The sequence below is a fragment of the Pseudomonas sp. SDO55104_S430 genome (assembly GCF_054070595.1).
Genome location: NZ_JBSVXG010000030.1, coordinates 1 through 20,702, shown reverse-complemented (window position 1 = coordinate 20,702; position 20,702 = coordinate 1). Strand labels below are relative to the sequence as shown.

Here is a 20,702-nt window from a genome sequence, read left to right as displayed (position 1 = left end):
GGTTGGTCAGGCCACAGTTCATGGTTTCCCAAGATTGTGTAGGACCATTCTGGCCTCATCGCGGGCAAGCCCACAATGGAATTGCTGCGAAACACAAATCCAATGTGGGAGCGAGCCTGCTCGCGATAGGGCTCAAGCAGCGCCGGAAATATCCTTGGGCAACCGCTGATCAATCACCTGATGCAGAGCACTGCTCTCAGGCCAGTTACGCATGAACCGCGCACGATCCTTGGCATAAGCCGGAGCAAAGTTGCCGAGAGAGCGATGCTGACACATCGAATCCAGATCGATCAGCGCCCAGCGATCCTCCTGCCAGAACAGGTTGTGCCCCTTGAAGTCGCCATGGCTGATGCGCAGGCGAATCAGTTCGGCGAACAACCGGTCCAGCGCCGCCAGTTCCGCCTCGGGGGCATCGCCGCTTTCCACGTAAGGCGCAAAGCGCTCGATGATGTCCGGCCCCGCCAGATGCTCGGTGATCAGGTAAGCCCGACCGCGCAGCCAGAGAAAACGCTTTTCCAGCAGCGCCAGGGGTTTGGGCGTGGCAATGCCGAGAAACGCCAGGCGATTGCCTTCGTGCCACGAGCGCCAGGCGCGACTCGGACGCCAGAAGCGCTTGAGCCAGTGGGCAAAACCTTTGATGTTGTAGCGCTTGATCACCAGCGTGCGGCCATCTACCTCGACCTTGCCGACGCTCGCCGCGCCACCGGTTTTATAAAGGTGACCTTGATCGAGCAACGCATCGGCCCGATCCAGAACCGGCAGCATCGAAGCCTCTTCTTCACGCCGGATCGCGCGCAAGCCGAACGCACCGCGCTGGACGCTGAACAGCGTGCACTCGCGCCCGACCTTGATCAGGTAATCCTTGAGGCGCCAGCTGCGCACCTTGTCGATCTGCTTCTGCAAGGCTTCCATCGGCAAGGCATGCTCGCCGTTGCTCAGCAGGTAGTACACCAGCAACTCTTCGGTGAACGGCTCCAGCGCCTGGGGCAACTGGGCGAAAAACACCCCGAGGTTTTCCAGGACTTTCTGCCGCGACAGCGGCTGGCCCGGGGTTTCGGCGCGAATCCCGGCGCCGTCGATCAAATACAGGCGACTGCCCTGGCGCAGCAGGTTGTCCAGGTGCAGATCTTCCTGCCACAGGCCTTTGCGGTGCATCTGCCCGATCGCGCCCAGGGCTTCGGCCAGCACCGCCGATTGTTCATCGGCCAGCGCCGGCAGGTGTTCGACCTGCTTCCAGGCATCGCCCAGGCTCGCGGACTCTTCGAGAAACTCGAACAGCAACCAGCCGCCCTCGCCGTCCTTGAGTCCGTCGGCCAACAGCAGTGGCGTGGTCAAGCCTTGCGCCGCCAGCAGGCGCACACCGTCCAGCTCACGCTGGAAATGCCGCGCCGCCTTGCCGCCGACCAGCAACTTGGCCAGCACCGGACGACCGCGCCAGATGCCAGCGCCGACGTAGCGCTGCCCCGGCAAAACCCGCAACAGACTCAGCAGCTGCAAGTCCGCGGGACCGGCGGCATCGGCCAACGAAACACTCAGCGGCAAGGTCGGGCTGCGACCGGCATTTTTCAGTTCGGACAAACGCATCAGCGCTTCTCCTTATGGCTGCGTCGCGCGGTCAGGCGCGTCAGCCAGCTGTCGATCAGCGTGCTGTTTTGAGGCTGGTCCAGATAGGCGCCCAGCAGAATGCGCAACTGCGCGTCACTCCACTCCGGCGCCCGGCGCAACAGCGGCTCCAGATCCTTGACCCGATCACGTTGACCTAACAGCAGCGGCCGGGTCTTTTCCAGATCGATCAACTGCGCCTGGTAGCCGTCACCGGTGGCGCAGAGGAAAATATGCTTGGGGTAAAAGCAGCCGTGCACCTGACGCACGCCGTGCAGGCGCCGCGCCAGTTTTCCACAGGCTTGAAGAATCGCGACATGTTGCGCCTCGCCCAGGTCAGACCAGCGCTGCAGCAGCGAATCCAGGTCATCCCAGCCGTCCAGGGCGCGGGTCAGCAGAATCGCCCGGACTTCGCCGTCGACCTTGCGTTCACCAAAGAACGCCGCTTTCAGCGCCGGAATACCGAGTTTTTCATAGCGGCTGATGTTGCGGAATTCACGGGCGAAGCTCGGCTCGCCAAAGGGCGCGTGCAACGTGTGCATCATGTAGTTGCTCTGACGCTTGAGGTAGAAGCCCTGACCCTCCAGATCCAGTCGAAACACGCTGCTCCAGCCACCACGAATGGTGTTGGGTTCATCCACGGCGTCGAGTTGCCGGGCCCAGAGTGCGTCGAAAGTGCCCAAGCCGTGGCGCTCGAGCAGCGCACGGTCTTCGGCAGCCAGAAAATCAGTCATTCGCGTCCCTCGAAAAATCTCACCACGTGCCGGATCCGTTTCTTGTCGGCGTCGTTGAGCCGGTCCCGTTGGCGGTATTGCAGGTAAAAGCGCAGGCGCTGGGTGGCCGACAATTGATACTTGGCGACCTTGTCCAGGCAGGCCAGGTCCTTGGTGATGCGGTACTTGAGCCAGAAACCGCTCCAGAAATCACCGTTGGGGCAATCGATCAGGAACAGTTTGGCCTGATCGTCGATCAGCAGGTTGCGCCACTTCAGATCGTTATGGGTAAAACGATGCTCGTGCATGGTCCGGGTGTGGCTGGCCAACTGACGGCTGACCTGGTCGACCCAGGCGCGATCCGCCAGTTTCGGGTCGTGCCGCTCGGCCAGCGCGGACAGATCCTCGGTATGCGGCAGCTCGCGGGTGATCATCGCCCCGCGATCATAGGCCGCCCCGCGCCGCTCCAGACCCCAGGCCACCACCTCGGCCGTGGGAATGCCCCACTTGGCGAAGCGCTTGAGGTTCTGCCATTCCATTTTTACCCGGGGTTTGCCCAGATAACGACGCAAGCCCTTGCCGGCCCCCGAGTAGCGCTTGACGTAATAGTTGACGCCGTTGCGCTGCACGCGGATGACCTCGGACAGCGGGTCGCGGGTCAGGCGCTCGCCCTGCAGCGCAAACACCGCATCGAGGCTGCCGAAATCTTCTGCCAGATCGCTGTAGGCCGGCTCCAGTGTCCAACCCGCCATCAGAGCGCATCCCCGTAGCGCTGCTTGCGGTCGTAAAGCTTGTCGGCCTTGCCTTCGAGCCAGCTCAGCAAACCGGCTTCTTCACTGAGGATCTGCCGCAGCGGCCGCTGGAAGTAGCCCTTGAGAAAGCGCAGTTTGTCGCGACGGGTCAGGCCGATATCCAGGGCCGAAAAGTACAGCGCCGCCAGATCCTTGTTGCGCCAGCGCGAGGTAATGGCCGGGCGTGTCTGGGCGCGGTGCAGGTCGATCACCGAGAGTTTGAAATCGTCTGCCGTCACCGGTTTGTCGGTGTGCAGCAGGAAATGGCAGATGTAGCAGTCACGATGGTTGACCCCGGCGCGGTGCATCATGCCGGTCATGCGCGCCACTTCGGCGATCAGCGCGCGTTTGAGCCTCGGCTCCGGCGGCTGCTTGAGCCAGTTGATGCTGAAGTCTTCAAGGCTGACGGTCGGCGCCAGCTCTTCGGTGACGATGAACGAATGCTGGTCCGCCGGATTGCTGCCCTTCTCGCCGTAAGCCACGGCGGTCATGGTCGGCACACCGACTTCCTGCAGGCGCTGGATGGCTTTCCATTCCTGGCCTGCGCCGAGCACCGGCAACTTGGCGGTCAGCAGGTTCTTGAAGATCTCGCCCCAACCGATGCCACGGTGGATTTTCACGAAAAAACCATTGCCGTCCACTTCGGTGCGCAGGGTCCGGCGCGCTTCCAGTTCGCGGTAAACCTCGCCCTGCAAGCCTTCGACTTCGGTGAACGCATCGCGTCCGGCCCAAAGGCTCTTGAACGGTTCAGCCAGCATCAACTTCATTTAAGCGTGCTCCGCCAGAATCACATCGGCCGCGTGCTGCGGCATGCTGTAGAGGTCGGCCGTTTCGGCAAAGGCCAGACCGTTGCGGCTCCAGGCCGCCCGTGCTTGATCGTCGTTCAACATGCCGGTCAGGTATTGGGTCAACTGCCCCTGATCGAACGGCTCGTCCAGCACCAGGCCGGCATCGGCCTCGGCAATGTAATGGGCGTAACCGCAGACCGCGCTGACCAGCACCGGCAGACCGGCCACCAGCGCTTCAAGCAGCACGGTGCCGGTGTTTTCGTTGTAAGCCGGGTGGATCAACAGATCGGCGCCAAGCAGGAAACGCGGGATATCGCTACGCCCCTTGAGGAAGGTCACGTTATCGCCCAGGCCCAGTGTGGCGCTCTGCATCTGGAACAATTTGGGGTCATCCTGGCCGATTACAAATAGCCGGGTGCGTTTCTTCAGATCGGCGGGCAACGCCGCCAGCGCCTTCAGACTGCGATCCACGCCCTTGGTCTTGAACCCGGAGCCGATCTGCACCAACAGCAGTTCGTCGTCCTTGAGGTTGAATTCGGCGCGAAAGCCGGCGCGAATCTGCTCGGCATCCGCAGGCCGGCGGCGGTCTTGGGCGATGCCCGGCGGCAGCAGGTGGAAGCGCTTGAGCGGTGTGTCGTAATGCTTGATGAACAGCGGCTGCTGCACTTCGGAAATCATCAGCACTTCGGTCTTGGCGTCTTTGGCGAACACCGCCCGCTCGTACTCGGCGAAGTGGCGATAGCGGCCCCAGCGACGGTACAGCGAGTTGCGCAGGTTCTGCGCCTTGTCTTCGAAACAGCCGTCGGCGGCGTAGTAGACGTCCAGCCCCGGCATCTTGTTGAAGCCGATCAGGCGGTCCACCGGGCGCTTGGCCAGGTCCGCCTCCATCCATTCGCTGAGTTTTTCATTGCGCCGATGATTGAAGAATGCCTTGACCGGCGCCACCAGCACTTCGAAGCCCGGCGGCACATCGCCTTCCCAGATCAGCGTGTATACGCGAATCTGGTGGCCGCGCTTCTGGCACTCCAGGGCAATGCGCATGAAGTCACGCTGCAAACCGCCGAAGGGAAAATACTTGTAAAGGACAAATGCCAATTGCATCAGCGCAGCTCCTCGGTGAGTAACAACGTGCTCAGCCGGCTGGCGACGCGTTCGGGATTCACGCGGGTGAAGCACAACGGCCACTCGCGTTTGAGGTCGAACCGGCGGGCGTCTTCGGCCGTCGGTTGATAGGTGCATTTCTTCGACATGCAGGGCGCGCAAGGGAAATCGCTGGCCAGATGGATCTGCGACTTGCCGTAGGCACCGGTCAGCCCGGGGTTGGTCGGGCCGAACAGCGACAGGGTCGGCACGTCCAGCGCCGCGGCCAGATGGCCGAGGCCGGTATCCACCGCCACGCAGGCCTGAGCGCCGGCCAGCACCTTGCCGACACCGGCCAGATTCAGCTTGGGTAGCACTTCAACGTGCTTCATGTCCTTGGCGATGCGTTCGGCACGGGCCTTCTCGACCGCATTGCCCCAAGGCAGCTTCACCCCGACCCCCAGGTAACCGACACGCTCGGCCAGTTCGCGCCAATAGGCTTCGGGCCAGTGCTTGGTGTCCCAGGTGGTGCCGTGCAGGAACAGCACGTACGGGTTCTTGCGCGGCAATTCCACCAGGCGCTCGACGTTCAGGCCGTAGTCGCCCAGGCCTTTGGGCAAGTCGTAACCCAGGGCCACGGCGAACAGTTGGCGCACCCGCTCCACCGCATGCTGCCCACGGGCCACGGCCAGGCGACGGGAATAGAAGCGCGCGGCGATCGGCTCGCGGGCGGAATCCTTGTCGAGCCCGGCGACCGGGGCTTTGACGTAGCGCGTCAGCAGGGCGCTTTTCAAAAGGCCTTGGGCATCGATGACCAGATCGTATTTCGTGGCGCGCAGACTTTGCTTGAAGCGCTTCCACTCGCCGCTCTTGATGGTTTGCCAGATGTTCTTGCGCCAGCGGCGGATCGCCACCGGGATCACCTTGCCAACGGCCGGATGCCAGGTGGGAATTTCGGCGAAACCTTCTTCCACCACCCAGTCGAAGGTGATGCCGGGAATCGCCCGCGCCGCGTCGGTCAACGCCGGCAACGCGTGAATCACGTCGCCCAGCGATGAAGTCTTGATCAGCAGTACCCGCAAACTATTGAACCTCGACCACAGTGCCCTGCAACCGCTGCAAGGCTTCGTTCACCGCTTGCGGCATCAATTGGCGCAGGCAGTTGTAATGACCGAAGCGGCACGTGCGATCGAAGCACGGGCTGCATTCGATGCCCAGGCGCACGATCTCCACCTGCTCGGCCAGCGGCGGCGTGAAGCCCGGCGATGTCGAACCGTAGATCGCCACCAGCGGGCGATTCAATGCGGCGGCGACGTGCATCAGGCCCGAATCGTTGGACACCACCGAATCGGCGCAGGACAGCAGGTCGATCGCCTCGGCCAGGGAGGTGCCGCCACTGAGGTTCATCGATTCTTCACGCAGCCCGGGGATCAGCCGCGAGCGGATGTCTTCGCCCACCGCATGATCGTTTTTCGAGCCGAACAGCCAGACTTGCCAGCCTTCGCGGATCTTCGCCTCGGCGACCTTGGCGTAATGCTCGGACGGCCAGCGCTTGGCCTCGCCGAACTCGGCACCGGGACACAGCGCCAGCACCGGACGGTCGAGTTCCAGGCCGAATTTGGCCAGTGTCGCTTCGCGGGTCACCGGGTCGATCTGCAAACTCGGGCGAGGATAAGGCTTGGGCAGCTCCGCGCCCGGCTCGTAGGCCAAGGCCATGAAACGCTCGATCATCAGCGGGTAACGTTCTTTGTCCAGCGTGCGCACATCGTTGAGCAGGCCGTAGCGGAACTCGCCACGCCAACCGGTGCGCTTGGGGATGCCGGCGAAGAACGGCACCAGCGCCGACTTCAGGGAGTTGGGCAGGAGGATCGCCTGGTCGTACTGGCCGGCCAGGGATTTGCCGATGCGCCGACGCGTCGCCAGCTCCAGCGCGCCGTGGCCGAGCGGAAAGCTCAAGGCCTGGCGGACTTCGGGCATGCGCTCAAGAATCGGCCGGCTCCACTCGGGGGCCAGCACGTCGATTTCGCATTGCGGGTGGCGCTGTTTGAGGCACTGAAACAGTGTCTGCGCCATCACCATGTCACCGACCCAACTGGGCCCAACGATCAGAATATTCATGTGGCTTCCATAAACGAACCGGGGAGGCATACGCCTCCCCGCCTCGATAATTCTACAAAACACTGCAGATCTACTGTGGGAGCGAGCCTGCTCGCGATAGCGGCGTGACAGTCAGCATATAGGCTGGATGTGACGTCCTCATCGCGAGCAGGCTCGCTCCCACACAGGGGTTCGGGTGTAGCCGATACCCCGTTCAGCTTAGCCCCAGCTCTCGCCAGATCCGCATGACCTGTCGCCGTTCGTCCGCAAACTGATCGCCCGGTATCACTCCCGGATCCTTCTGCAAGGCCTGTCGGTGAGCGGCGGAGCGGTAAGCTTTATAGGCTTCGCGCAGCAGGCTGGCATCTTCGGCGGGCATCAGCCCTTCGTGTTCCAGCTCTTCCAGAATGCGGATATTGTCGGTCCAGCGCAGCAATGGCGGATGTGTTTCCGACCACGCCAGAGCCGCGTATTGCACCATAAATTCAATATCGACGATACCACCGGCATCCTGCTTGAGATCGAACGGCGCCGTGGCCTCAAAGGCATTTGCCCCGGTGCCGGCCGCCGTGCTCTTGCTGCCCAGGTTATCGCGCATCTTGGCGCGCATCTCGCTGACTTCCTGGCGCAGCTTCGACAGATCCCGCGCCTTGCCCAGGATCGCCGCCCGCACCTGCTCGAACGCACGCCCCACATCTTCGCTGCCCACCAGCACCCGCGCCCGCACCAGCGCCTGATGCTCCCAGGTCCAGGCTTCGCCCTCCTGATAACGGGAAAACGCCCCCAGCGAACTCACCAGCAACCCCGCCGCACCGGACGGCCGCAGGCGCATGTCCACTTCATACAATTGCCCGGAATTGGTCTGTGCCGTTAGCAAATGAATGATTCGCTGCCCAAGACGGGTGAAAAATTGCGCGCCATCGATGGATTTCGGCCCGTCGGTTTCCGCCTGCGGGTCGCCATCATGGATGAACACCAGATCCAGGTCCGAACCATGCCCCAGTTCCAGGCCGCCGACTTTCCCATAACCGACAATGATGAAGCCGGGATCGCACAAGGTGCCGTCGGTGCGCAGCGGCGTGCCGTACTTGGCCACGGTCTGGCGCCAGGCCAGGGCCAGCACTTGCTCCAGAATCGCCTCGGCGAGCCAGGTCAGGTAGTCGCTGACTTTCATCAGCGGCAGGTGCCCGGCGATTTCCGATGCGGCAACCCGCAGGCGGTGCGCCAGCTTGAAATGGCGCAGCGCTTCCATCTGCTGTTCGAGGTCGTCCTCGGGAATCCGCGTCAGGCGTTCGCGCAACTCGGCGGCCAACTCCGGCGCCAGCGGCGGCTTGAACAGCCGTCCTTCGTTAAGCAGCTCATCAAGCAGCAGCGGGAAACGAGTGATCTGTTCGGCGATCCACGGGCTGGCCGCGCACAAGGTCAGCAGGCGGCGCAGCGCACCCGGGTTTTCGGTCAGCAACACCAGATAAGCCGAACGACGCGCCACGGCTTCCACCAGTGGCAGCACCCGCTCCAGCACCAGATCCGGGTTGGCGTGTTCCACCGCCTGCGCCAACAAACGTGGAATAAAGGCATCGAGACGCTCGCGCCCCAGACGCTGCATCGCGCGCAACTGCGGGCTGCTGCGCAGGCCGGCCAGTGCCCTCAGGGCTTTCGGCGCGTCGGTGAAACCGCCTTCCTGCAATTGCCGGCAGGCCGCTTCTTCATCCTGAGCTTCTTCCCACAACGGCAGCCATTCACCGCCGACCACCACTTCGCTTTCAGCGCCTTGCTCTTCATCAGGATCGGCAATGACCTGGGCGAAGTGCCAGGCGATACGACCGCGCCAGAACATCAGTTTTTCATGGAAGGACGCCCAGTCGTCGAAGCCCAGCATAAAGGCAATACGCGCCTGATCCTCAGCGCCAACCGGCAGCATCTGGGTTTGGCGGTCGGCAATCGCCTGGATCGCATGTTCGGTGTAACGCAAAAATTCATAGCCTTCGCGCAGCTCGCTGACCACCGCCGGCGGCAGGTAGCCCTGACCTTCCAGAGTGCTCAGCACTTTCAATAGAGGACGCTGCTGCAGGCTCAGATCACGACCGCCGTGTATCAGCTGGAAGGCCTGGGCGATGAACTCCACCTCGCGGATGCCGCCGGAGCCCAGCTTGATGTTGTCGGCCATGCCCTTGCGCCGCACTTCCTGCTGGATCAGCTGCTTCATGGTGCGCAGCGCTTCGATGGCGGAGAAGTCCAGGTAACGCCGGTAAACGAAGGGCCGCAACATCTCTTGCAGTTGCGCGCCAGCCACCTGATCGCCAGCGACCACCCGCGACTTGATCATCGCGTAGCGTTCCCAGTCGCGGCCCTGATCCTGGTAGTACTGCTCCAGCGCGTTGAAACTCAGGACCAGCGCGCCGGACGAGCCATAAGGCCGCAGGCGCATGTCGACGCGGAACACGAAACCGTCAACGGTCATCGGGTCCAGGGCCTTGATCAGGCGCTGGCCGAGACGGATGAAGAACTCCTGGTTATCCAGCGCCCGTTTCACCCCCACGGTTTCGCCGCCTTCGGGGTAGGCGAAGATCAGATCGATGTCGGACGACAGATTGAGCTCCACCGCGCCGAGCTTGCCCATGCCGAGCACGACCATCTGCTGCGGCTCGCCGCTGCGGTGGCCGGTGGGCACGCCGAATTGCTGGCAATGCCGCGCGTACAACCATTGATAGGCCTGATCGATGCTGGCATCGGCCATGTCGGAAAGATCGCGGCAAGTCTGGATCAGATCGGCCTGGCGCGTCAGGTCACGCCAGATGATCCGCACTTGATGACGCGCGCGCTGCCGGCGCAGGGCACGGCCCAGCAGATCGTCGGTTTCGGCGACGCTCGCCGCGGCGGCGATCTGGGCGCACAGCTCGCCGGGGGCATAAGCGCGATCCAGTTCGCCTGAGCGCACCAGCTCCAGCAGCATCACCGGATCACGCACACATTGTTCGGTCACGAAGTCGCTGGCGGCGGTCACCCGGGCAAATTGTCCCCAGCGCTCGGGCGTCCACGCAGACAGCCCATGATCGTCATCCAATGCCTCCACCGCGGCGCGGAACGACTGCTCGGCGCGGGTGACAAACGGCAGCAGGACAGTGGGGAGCTGGGCAAGCAAAGGAAGGCTCATGGTCTATCCTTGATCGGCGAGTTATCAGCCAAATGTAGTGATTTGTACGAATGCACTACCAAAAGGACTGTCGAACAAAAGTTAGAAATAGCTGAAATTTCTTTATTTTTGGCAGCCAACATCAAAGTTTCACCTTTCCTTATTGGAAAAAGACCAACCTTAACGATTATTCTCACAACCCAGTTGGAGGCTATAAGCCAATCATCTGTAGTTTTACTACTCGTATATACATTCGGATAGCTGAAATGCCCGATGATTTGTAGTAAAACTACACGCCGCCGGAACCTACCTCTCGGCAATCCAAGAATTCATAACGTCTGCCCACAAGGCCAGTCGCTAACTCAGGCAACCGATTCTGGTAGCCTTTCCGCCCTGGAGCAAGCCATGCAAGACCTCGATCCCGTCGAAACCCAGGAATGGCTGGACGCCCTGGAATCGGTTCTCGACAAAGAAGGCGAAGACCGTGCTCACTATCTGATGACCCGTATGGGCGAACTCGCGACCCGCAGCGGCTCGCAACTGCCTTACGCCATCACCACGCCTTACCGCAACACCATCCCTGTTACCCACGAAGCACGCATGCCAGGCGACCTGTTCATGGAACGCCGCATCCGCTCGCTCGTGCGTTGGAACGCGATGGCCATGGTAATGCGTACGAACCTGAAAGATTCTGACCTGGGTGGTCACATCTCCAGCTTCGCTTCCAGTGCGACCCTGTATGACATCGGCTTCAACTATTTCTTCCAGGCTCCGACCGACGAACACGGCGGCGACCTGATCTACTTCCAGGGCCACACCTCCCCAGGCGTTTATGCCCGTGCGTTCATGGAAGGCCGCATCAGCGAAGACCAGATGAACAACTTCCGCCAGGAAGTGGACGGTCAGGGCCTGTCGTCCTACCCGCACCCTTGGCTGATGCCTGATTTCTGGCAGTTCCCGACCGTATCCATGGGTCTGGGTCCGATCCAGGCGATTTACCAGGCACGCTTTATGAAGTACCTGGAAGCCCGTGGTTTCATTCCGGAAGGCAAGCAGAAAGTCTGGTGCTTCCTGGGCGACGGCGAGTGCGACGAGCCGGAATCCCTGGGCGCGATCTCGCTGGCTGGCCGCGAGAAGCTCGACAACCTGATCTTCGTCATCAACTGCAACCTGCAGCGCCTCGACGGCCCGGTTCGCGGCAACGGCAAGATCATCCAGGAACTCGAAGGCGTGTTCCGCGGTGCTCAGTGGAACGTATCCAAAGTCATCTGGGGCCGTTTCTGGGACCCGCTGCTGGCCAAGGACGTCGACGGCATCCTGCAACGTCGCATGGACGAAGTCATCGACGGCGAATACCAGAACTACAAGGCCAAAGACGGCGCGTTCGTACGTGAACACTTCTTCAACTCGCCAGAACTCAAGGCGATGGTTGCAGACCTGTCCGACGACGAGATCTGGAAACTCAACCGTGGCGGCCACGACCCGTACAAGGTCTATGCGGCCTACCACCAGGCGGTCAACCACAAAGACCAGCCTACCGTCATCCTGGCCAAGACCATCAAGGGTTATGGCACCGGTGCCGGCGAAGCGAAGAACACCGCGCACAACACCAAGAAAGTCGACGTCGACAGCCTGAAGTTGTTCCGTGACCGCTTCGACATCCCGGTCAAGGATGAAGACCTGGAGAACCTGCCGTTCTTCAAGCCGGAGCCGAACAGCGCCGAAGCCCGCTACCTGAGCGAGCGTCGCAATGCACTGGGCGGTTTCGTGCCTCAGCGCCGCGCGCAAAGCTTCAACATCCCGACTCCGCCACTCGATACCCTCAAGGCTATCCTGGACGGTTCGGGCGACCGTGAAATTTCCACCACCATGGCGTTCGTGCGGATCCTCGCGCAACTGGTCAAGGACAAGGAAATCGGCCCGCGCATCGTTCCGATCATCCCGGACGAAGCCCGTACCTTCGGTATGGAAGGCATGTTCCGTCAGTTGGGCATCTACTCGTCCGTCGGCCAGCTCTACGAGCCAGTCGATAAAGACCAGGTGATGTTCTACAAGGAAGACAAGAAAGGCCAGATTCTCGAAGAAGGCATCAACGAAGCAGGCGCCATGAGCTCCTTCATCGCTGCCGGTACTTCGTACTCCAGCCACAACCAGCCAATGCTGCCGTTCTACATCTTCTACTCGATGTTCGGCTTCCAGCGTATCGGCGACCTGGCCTGGGCCGCTGGCGACAGCCGTACCCGTGGCTTCCTGATCGGCGGCACCGCCGGCCGTACCACCCTCAACGGTGAAGGCCTGCAGCACGAAGACGGTCACAGCCACCTGCTGGCTGCCACCATCCCGAACTGCCGCACCTACGATCCAACCTACGGCTACGAGCTGGCGGTGATCATTCAGGACGGCATGAAGAAGATGACCGAAGAGCAACAGGACGTCTTCTACTACATCACCGTGATGAACGAGTCCTACCAGCAGCCAGCCATGCCGGCCGGTGCCGAGGAAGGCATCAAGAAAGGCATGTACCTGCTTGAGGAAGACACCCGCGAAGCGGCGCACCACGTTCAGCTGATGGGCTCCGGCACCATCCTGCGTGAAGTCCGTGAAGCGGCGAAGATCCTGCGCGAGCAATTCAACGTCGGCGCTGACGTGTGGAGCGTTACCAGCTTCAACGAACTGCGTCGCGACGGCCTGGCCGTAGAGCGCAGCAACCGTCTGCACCCAGGCCAGAAGCCTCAGCGCAGCTATGTTGAAGAGTGCCTGAACGGCCGTAAGGGTCCGGTCATCGCCTCTACCGACTACATGAAACTGTTCGCCGAGCAGATCCGTCAGTGGGTACCATCCAAGGAATTCAAAGTCCTGGGCACCGACGGTTTCGGCCGCAGCGACAGCCGCAAGAAACTGCGTCATTTCTTCGAAGTCGACCGTCATTTCGTGGTGTTGGCAGCCCTTGAAGCACTGGCTGACCGTGGTGATATCGAACCTAAGGTGGTGTCCGAAGCCATCGCCAAGTTCGGGATCGACCCGGAAAAACGCAACCCACTGGACTGCTGAGGAGAGTTTCTGTGAGCGAACTCATTCGAGTACCTGACATCGGCAGCGGTGAAGGTGAAGTAATTGAACTGTTTGTGAAGGTCGGCGACCGCATCGAAGCCGACCAGAGCATCCTGACCCTGGAATCGGACAAGGCGAGCATGGAAGTGCCTGCGCCGAAGGCCGGTATCATCAAGAGCCTGAAAGTGAAGCTGGGCGATCGCCTGAAAGAAGGCGACGAACTGCTGGAGCTGGAAGTCGAGGGCGCCGCAGCTGCGGCTCCTGCGCCTGCCGCTGCTCCGCAGGCCAAAGCTGCGCCGGCTCCGGCCGCCGCACCTGCTGCCGCCGCGCCAGCCGCTGCCCCAGCAGCCGCTTCGGTTCAGCAAGTGCACGTGCCGGACATCGGTTCGTCGGGCAAGGCCCAGATCATCGAAATCCAGGTCAAGGTCGGCGACACCGTCGAGGCTGATCAATCGCTGATCACCCTGGAATCCGACAAGGCGAGCATGGAAATCCCGTCGCCTGCCGCTGGCGTGGTCAAGGCCATCAGCGTCAAGCTCAACGACGAAGTCGGCACCGGCGACCTGATTCTGGACCTGGAAGTGGCGGGTGCCGCGGCGCCTGCCGCTGCCGCGCCAGCCCAGGCTGCAGCCCCTGCACCAGCCGCGGCGCCAGCTGCGGCCGCCGCACCGGCAGCTCCGGTTGCCGACAGCGTTCAGGACATCCACGTTCCGGACATCGGTTCGGCGGGCAAGGCCAAGATCATCGAAGTGCTGGTCAAGGCCGGCGACAGCGTCGAAGCCGACCAGTCGCTGATCACCCTGGAATCCGACAAGGCGAGCATGGAGATTCCATCGCCTGCCGCTGGCGTGGTGGAAAGCGTTTCCATCAAGCTCGACGATGAAGTCGGCACCGGCGACCTGATCCTCAAGCTGAAAGTCAAAGGCGCAGCGCCTGCTGCAGCCCCTGCACCGGCTGCTGCTGCGAGCGCTCCTGCTGCCGCTGCTGCACCTGCTGCCGCTCCGGCTGCCGCGCCTGCCGCTGCTCCGGTTGCTGCACCAGCCAAGCCAGGCGCGAAAGTTCACGCCGGCCCAGCCGTGCGCCAACTGGCCCGCGAGTTCGGCGTCGAGCTGAGCGCTGTCGGCGCCAGCGGCCCGCACGGTCGCATCCTCAAGGAAGACGTGCAGGCTTACGTCAAGGCGATGATGCAGAAGGCCAAGGAAGCTCCAGCCGCTGCGGCCGGTGCAACCGGTGGCGCAGGCATCCCGCCGATTCCGGTCGTGGACTTCAGCCGCTTCGGTGAAATCGAAGAAGTGCCGATGACCCGCCTGATGCAGGTCGGCGCCGCCAACCTGCACCGCAGCTGGCTGAACGTGCCGCACGTGACGCAATTCGACTCGGCGGATATCACCGAACTCGAAGCGTTCCGTAACGCCCAGAAAGCCGTCGCAGAGAAGGCCGGCGTCAAGCTGACCATCCTGCCGCTGCTGCTCAAGTCCTGCGCGCACCTGCTCAAGGAACTGCCGGACTTCAACAGCTCGCTGGCACCAAGCGGCAAGGCGATCATCCGCAAGAAATACGTGAACATCGGCTTCGCCGTCGACACTCCGGATGGCCTGCTGGTACCGGTCATCAAGAACGTCGACCAGAAGAGCCTGCTGCAACTGGCCGCCGAGGCCGCTTCCCTGGCCGAAAAAGCCCGAACCAAGAAGCTCTCGTCGGACGAGATGCAGGGCGCCTGCTTCACCATTTCCAGCCTCGGCCACATTGGCGGCACCGGCTTCACGCCGATCGTCAACGCGCCGGAAGTGGCGATCCTCGGTGTTTCCAAGGCAACCATGCAGCCAGTCTGGGACGGCAAAGCCTTCCAGCCGAAGCTGATGCTGCCTCTGTCGCTGTCCTACGATCACCGTGTGATCAACGGCGCCGCTGCTGCACGCTTCACCAAGCGTCTGAGCGATCTGCTGGCGGACATCCGCACCATCTTGCTGTAACTCCCGAAAGGCCCTCCCTCACCGGAGGGCCTTTTGCGTTTCACGTTTCCGAGCGCCACGCTCGTACCTCAACCCCGCCAATTTGGCGGGGCTTTTTTTGCCTGCAAGAAAAACCTTCCTACGTTTGTGGCTGATATCCCCCACAACCTGCGTCGCACTCTGCCGCGCTTTTTTTCCCGCCCAGAACAGTAGGCTCGATTCGAAAGGACTCACACGTAACCTTCACGGAATCGAAGAATATGTTGAAACCTACTGTAGGACCGATCGTCGGCCATACGACATCGCACCAAACCCGCCTGTTTCTGCGTGGCGGCTGGCAGAAAGGCACTCAGGCATTCGCCGCTGTTCGCTGTCGAAGAGCCGGTGAGGAACACTGGAACAAAGCGATTTTCACCCCGCTGTCGGAGGCGAATGACGGGGCTGCAGTGATTGACCTTCAGGGCCTTGTCGCCGATGCCGAATACGAATATCAGGCAGGCTGGTTCAGCTCGACGCTCGGCCTGGAAACATTGCGCGAATTGCCGCTGCAATGGCCCGAGCCCCTATACCGCTTTCGCACGCAATCCAGTGATGTCACTTCCCCGCGGGCCTACATCGTCGGCTCGTGCCGCTACTTGCAGATGACCGCCGGCGTGCCCTGGGCTCCACAGTTGGGCGACCGGATCTTCGCCTCGATCAACACGCTGGCCCGAAATGCCAATCCGCCGATCAGCGCCCTGCTGATGACCGGTGACCAGGTTTACATCGATGATCTGAATTTCATCGCTCCCGACCGGGAGTACGAGGACATCCTCGCCAAATACCGCACGGCGTTTTCCCAGCCGCATATCGCAGCCCTGATGTCCGGCACACCGACCTACATGATCCTCGACGACCATGAAATCGAGGACAACTGGCCGGTCAACAAGAGCCGGGGCGACGAGCACCTCTATGACAACGCCATGCGCGCCTACGAGCTGTATCAGGCAAGCCATGGACCCACCGGCGTGGGGAAAAGCCTCGGGCAACCGCTGGATCGATACTGGTATCAATTCAGCCATGGCGATATCGAATGGTTCGTCACCGACAGTCGCACTCGACGCGACCTGGCATCGCCTGAACCGCGCATGCTCGATCTCGAGCAGGAACAGGCATTGCGCGACTGGCTGGTCCAAAGCCCCGCCAGGGTCAAATTCGTGGTCACCAGCGTGATGTTCTATCCCGACCGCAAAAGCCTGCCGGATGACGCCTGGAAGGCTTTTCCGGAGCAGCGATTGCGACTGCTGGAAACCATCCGGACTCACAGGATCAAAAACGTGGTCTTTGTCTCGGGCGACGTCCACGGCTCATTGACCAGCCGCCTGACCCACAGCGAAGCCCCGGACTTCGACGTCCACACCATCGTTTCCTCGCCCCTGTGCAACAGCAGGCTGCTGCCCTATGCCAAGGCCTCCACCTTCATTCTCGACCAACCGCTGGTGCGAACCGCCGCCGGGGACTACCGGCATGAACTCACCAGCGGCGTGATCAGCCAGGACAATTTCGCCCACGTCATCGTCGATACCGAACAGATTCATGTGCGTTTTCATGATCGCGATGGCACCCTGCTGCAATCGACCAGTATTGCTTTAACCCTGTAGGAGCGAGCACGCTCGCGATGGTCGTCAACGATGACGCTGGCGGCCTGACACCCAGCGGTGTCTTTGAGTCCATCGCGAGCATGCTCGCTCCTACAGTTTAAAAATTGCAGAAAACTTGTCTGCTGCCGACATATTCTTATAGCACTTGGCCTTCATCTCTCTTGTCAGTCGGTAGCGCAATGATGCAACCTTGCCGCAGGCAACAGTAAGAGGGCGTAAGCCCGGCGCGTTCAGCAAATTCGAAGCGAGTTTTCCTTCATATGAAAAGCCAACCCGATGCCGCCAGCCGAATGGTGGCCGAGGTAGTGACGCAGTTGCCTGTGCCCTCGCGGCTCGGCATGCTGCGTTTCGAGCGGCTGAATGAACCAAGCTGGGCGCTGCTGTTTCTCGATCCCAATTGCGAACGACAGTTCGGCTTGCCGGCCGTGGAGCTCTGCGCCCTGGTCGGCTCGCCCTACGCCAGCCTGATGGAGCCTGAAGCGCGCTATGAGCTGCACGACGCGATTCAGTTGCAACTGAGCGAAGGCTCGCATTACCTGATCCGCTACACCCTGCACACCGCCACCGGCTCCTTGAACCTGCTGGAGCTGGGCGAAGCCTACAAACAGCACAATCGGCACCTGTTGCGCGGCTACTTGCTGGTCATCGACGGCCTGTTCGAGGATGACCCGCTGCTGCCCGCCCTCGATCTGGAAACCCAGAACTCGCGCCTGCAAATCGCCCTGGAGCTCAACCAGCGCGCCCAGCAGGAACAACTGCAGCATCTGGACCGTGTGCGCGCGCAGCAGGATCTGATCCTGTTGCTGACCCGCCAGCGCTATAGCAGCGGCAACTCCCTGCAAGAAGCGGCCGAACTGATTACCCGCAGCGCCTGCGAGATCTACGAAATCGACTGCGCCAGCCTGTGGAACCTTGAAGGCTCGACGCTGGTGCCGATCTCGGCCTTCCACCGCGCCAGCCAGGAATACGTGCTGCCGCAACCGATCGACGCGAGCAGCTTTCCCGACTATCTCGACGCCCTGCACACCGGTCGCGCCATCGATGCGCACAATGCCATGCGCGATCCACGGACCCGGGAAATCGCCGAAGCCCTGCGCCCGCGCGACGTCAACGCCATGCTCGACGCCAGTATCCGCGTCGATGGCCAGGTGGTCGGTGTGCTGTGCCTTGAGCAGACCGGCGCCACCCGCGCCTGGCAGTCGGATGAAATCGCCTTTGCCGGCGAGCTGGCGGACCAGTTCGCCCAGGTCATCAGCAACCACAACCGCCGCACCGCCACCAGCGCCCTGCACCTGTTCCAGCGTGCGGTCGAGCAAAGCGCCAACGCCTTTCTGCTGGTCAATTGCGATGGCGTGGTGGAATACGTCAACCCGAGCTTCACCGCGATCACCCAGTACAGCACCGAAGAAGTTCACGGCCAGCGCCTGTCTGAGCTGCCGGCCCTGGAAAACCTCAGCGAGCTGCTGTTCGATGCGCCCTCGGCGCTGGCCAAGAGCAACAGCTGGCAGGGCGAATTCAAGAGCCGCCGCAAGAACCTCGAACCCTACTGGGGCCAGTTGTCGATCTCCAAGGTCTATGGCGATAACCGCGAACTGACCCATTACATCGGCATCTACGAAGACATCACCCATACCAAGCTCGCTCAGCAACGTATCGAGCGCCTGGCGTACACCGACAACCTGACCAACCTGGGCAACCGCCCGGCGTTCATCCGCAACCTCGACGAGCGCTTTGCCCGGGACAGCGATGCGCCGATCAGCCTGCTGCTGGTGGACATCGACAACTTCAAGCGGATCAACGACAGCCTCGGCCACCAGACCGGCGACAAGTTGCTGATCAGCCTGGCTCGGCGCCTGCGCAACAGCCTGAGCCCGAGCGGCAGCCTGGCGCGATTCGCCAGTAACGAGTTCGCGGTGCTGCTGGACAATACCGACCTGCACACCGGCCAGCAGATCGCCAGCCAGCTGCTGACCACCCTCGACAAGCCGATGTTCGTCGACAACCAGTTGATCAGCGTGACCGGCTCGGTGGGCCTGGCCTGCGCGCCGCTGCATGGCCGCGACCCGCAGACTCTGATGCGCAACGCAGGTCTGGCGCTGCACAAGGCCAAGGCCAACGGCAAACATCAGGTGCAGGTCTTCACCGAAGCGTTGAACGCCGAGGCCAGCTACAAGCTGTTCGTCGAGAACAACCTGCGCCGCGCCCTGACCCAGAACGAGCTGGACGTGTTCTATCAGCCCAAGCTCTGCCTGCGCAGCGGTCGCCTGCTGGGCATGGAGGCCTTGCTGCGCTGGGATCATCCGGAAAAAGGCATGATCCGCCCGGACCAGTTCATCAGCGTCGCCGAGGAAACCGGCCTGATCATTCCGATCGGCAAATGGATCGCCCGCCAGGCCTGCCGCATGAGCAAGGCGCTGACCGCCGCCGGGCTAGGCAATCTGCAGGTGGCGATCAACCTGTCGCCCAAACAGTTCTCCGACCCGGACCTGGTCGCCTCGATCACCAACATCCTCAAGGAAGAAGCCCTGCCGGCACACCTGCTGGAGCTGGAACTGACCGAAGGCCTGCTGCTGGAAGCCACCGAAGACACCCACCTGCAACTCGACCAGCTCAAGCGCCTGGGCCTGACTCTGGCGATGGACGACTTCGGCACCGGTTACTCGTCGCTCAGTTACTTGAAAAAATTCCCCATCGACATCATCAAGATCGACCGAAGCTTCATCCACGAAATCCCGGACAACCAGGACGACATGGAAATCACCTCCGCGGTGATCGCCATGGCCCACAACCTGAAACTCAAGGTCGTGGCTGAAGGCATCGAGACCGCCGAGCAGCTGTCCTTCCTGCGCCGCCACCGCTGCGACGTCGGCCAGGGCTACCTGTTCGACCAGCCGATCCCGGGCGCCGACCTGATCGAGAAACTCAAGCGCTACCCGCGCGGCCCGATTGCCTGATTGCCTGATTGCCTGATTGCCTGACTGCACAAACCCTGTGGGAGCGGGCTTGCTCGCGAAAGCGTCGTATCAGTCGACATCATCGCTGACTGACACACCGCCTTCGCGAGCAAGCCCGCTCCCACAATGGGTAGTGCGTAACTCGCGGGCATTGGGCACACTGACGACCTGCTTACTTAAATCCCATCCTGACTGAGGACTGATAATGGTTCTGCGCTCGGAAATTCTGGTGAACAAAAACGTGCTCCCTACCAAAGAACAAGCTCTGCCTGGCCGCGAAACCCCGATGGTTCTGCCCGAGAAACACTTCGTTTTCGAAGACACCCCGCTGCTGGGCCCGTTCTTTCAGGACGTCGATTTCGCGATTTTCGGCCTGGGCTGCTTCTGGGGCGCCGAACGCAAGTTCTGGCAGCGTGAAGGCGTGGTGAGCACCGTGGTCGGTTACGCCGGCGGCTTTACCCCGAACCCGACCTACGAAGAAGTCTGCTCGGGCCTGACCGGCCACGCCGAGGTGGTGCTGGTGGTGTATGACAAGGACAAGGTCAGCTACGACGAGCTGCTGAAGATGTTCTGGGAACTGCACAACCCGACCCAGGGCATGCGCCAGGGCAACGACATCGGCACCCAGTACCGTTCGACCATCTACTGCACCAGCCCTGAGCATCTGGATAAAGCCCTGGCCAGCAAGCAGGCGTTCCAGGCCGAACTGAACAAGTCCGGTTTCGGTGAAATCACCACCGAAGTCGAACAGGCACCGACCGTGTACTTTGCCGAGACCTATCACCAGCAGTATCTGGCCAAGAACCCGGAAGGCTACTGCGGGATCGGCGGCACCGGCGTGACCTGCCCGATTTAATCGCCCAAAGCAAAAGATCGCAGCCTGCGGCAGCTCCTACACGTA

At 61.7% G+C, this 20,702-nt stretch carries 13 protein-coding genes; 5 read left to right on the top strand and 8 right to left on the bottom strand.

Annotated elements, in window-relative coordinates; translation table 11 throughout:
- Positions 1-132: 132 nt before the first annotated feature.
- From ACW9JE_RS08350 to glnE, 8 genes are all read right to left on the bottom strand, one after another.
- Complete coding sequence (locus tag ACW9JE_RS08350) at positions 133-1,584, bottom strand: lipopolysaccharide kinase InaA family protein (protein ID WP_457432485.1); 1,452 nt, start codon at positions 1,582-1,584, stop codon at positions 133-135.
- Positions 1,584-2,336: a lipopolysaccharide kinase InaA family protein gene (locus ACW9JE_RS08345; protein ID WP_224533847.1), complete on the bottom strand. Its 753-nt coding sequence runs from the start codon at positions 2,334-2,336 to the stop codon at positions 1,584-1,586. The genes ACW9JE_RS08350 and ACW9JE_RS08345 overlap by 1 nt, the downstream gene beginning before the upstream one ends.
- Entirely contained in the window at positions 2,333-3,067 is a 735-nt protein-coding gene (locus ACW9JE_RS08340) for a lipopolysaccharide kinase InaA family protein (RefSeq protein ID WP_175375403.1), read from the bottom strand. Before ACW9JE_RS08340 ends, ACW9JE_RS08345 begins: the two co-directional genes overlap by 4 nt.
- On the bottom strand, positions 3,067-3,873 hold the full coding sequence (gene rfaP, locus ACW9JE_RS08335; RefSeq protein ID WP_457432484.1) for a lipopolysaccharide core heptose(I) kinase RfaP: 807 nt from the start codon (positions 3,871-3,873) through the stop codon (positions 3,067-3,069). Before rfaP ends, ACW9JE_RS08340 begins: the two co-directional genes overlap by 1 nt.
- Positions 3,874-4,995 carry a glycosyltransferase family 4 protein gene (locus ACW9JE_RS08330; RefSeq protein WP_457432483.1) on the bottom strand — a complete coding sequence of 374 codons (1,122 nt, stop codon included), beginning with the start codon at positions 4,993-4,995 and terminating at the stop codon, positions 3,874-3,876. It abuts the gene before it with no gap.
- Complete coding sequence (gene waaC, locus ACW9JE_RS08325; RefSeq protein ID WP_175375400.1) at positions 4,995-6,056, bottom strand: lipopolysaccharide heptosyltransferase I; 1,062 nt, start codon at positions 6,054-6,056, stop codon at positions 4,995-4,997. The genes ACW9JE_RS08330 and waaC overlap by 1 nt, the downstream gene beginning before the upstream one ends.
- A gap of 1 nt (position 6,057) precedes the next feature.
- Positions 6,058-7,092 (bottom strand): lipopolysaccharide heptosyltransferase II, encoded by a 1,035-nt coding sequence (waaF, locus tag ACW9JE_RS08320; RefSeq protein WP_457432482.1) that lies wholly within the window; start codon positions 7,090-7,092, stop codon positions 6,058-6,060.
- Positions 7,093-7,285: 193 nt separating this feature from the next.
- The gene (gene glnE, locus ACW9JE_RS08315; protein ID WP_457432481.1) at positions 7,286-10,225 is read right to left on the bottom strand and encodes a bifunctional [glutamate--ammonia ligase]-adenylyl-L-tyrosine phosphorylase/[glutamate--ammonia-ligase] adenylyltransferase; all 2,940 of its coding nucleotides are present in this window, start codon (positions 10,223-10,225) and stop codon (positions 7,286-7,288) included.
- A gap of 384 nt (positions 10,226-10,609) precedes the next feature.
- Here glnE and aceE point away from each other — a divergent pair, with 384 nt between their 5' ends.
- The 5 genes from aceE (at position 10,610) to msrA (ending at position 20,657) form a co-directional block, all read left to right on the top strand.
- Positions 10,610-13,255 (top strand): pyruvate dehydrogenase (acetyl-transferring), homodimeric type, encoded by a 2,646-nt coding sequence (gene aceE / locus ACW9JE_RS08310; RefSeq protein ID WP_224533842.1) that lies wholly within the window; start codon positions 10,610-10,612, stop codon positions 13,253-13,255.
- 11 nt (positions 13,256-13,266) lie between these two features.
- Positions 13,267-15,228 (top strand): dihydrolipoyllysine-residue acetyltransferase, encoded by a 1,962-nt coding sequence (aceF, locus tag ACW9JE_RS08305; RefSeq protein ID WP_224533841.1) that lies wholly within the window; start codon positions 13,267-13,269, stop codon positions 15,226-15,228.
- Positions 15,229-15,467: 239 nt separating this feature from the next.
- Positions 15,468-16,847, top strand: a complete 1,380-nt coding sequence (locus tag ACW9JE_RS08300; protein ID WP_457432480.1) for an alkaline phosphatase D family protein — start codon at positions 15,468-15,470, stop codon at positions 16,845-16,847.
- A 260-nt stretch (positions 16,848-17,107) separates the two neighbouring features.
- Positions 17,108-19,801 carry a sensor domain-containing phosphodiesterase gene (locus ACW9JE_RS08295; RefSeq protein WP_457432479.1) on the top strand — a complete coding sequence of 898 codons (2,694 nt, stop codon included), beginning with the start codon at positions 17,108-17,110 and terminating at the stop codon, positions 19,799-19,801.
- 205 nt (positions 19,802-20,006) lie between these two features.
- Positions 20,007-20,657, top strand: coding sequence for a peptide-methionine (S)-S-oxide reductase MsrA (gene msrA / locus ACW9JE_RS08290; RefSeq protein ID WP_457432478.1), 651 nt, complete (start codon positions 20,007-20,009; stop codon positions 20,655-20,657).
- Positions 20,658-20,702 lie beyond the last annotated feature (45 nt).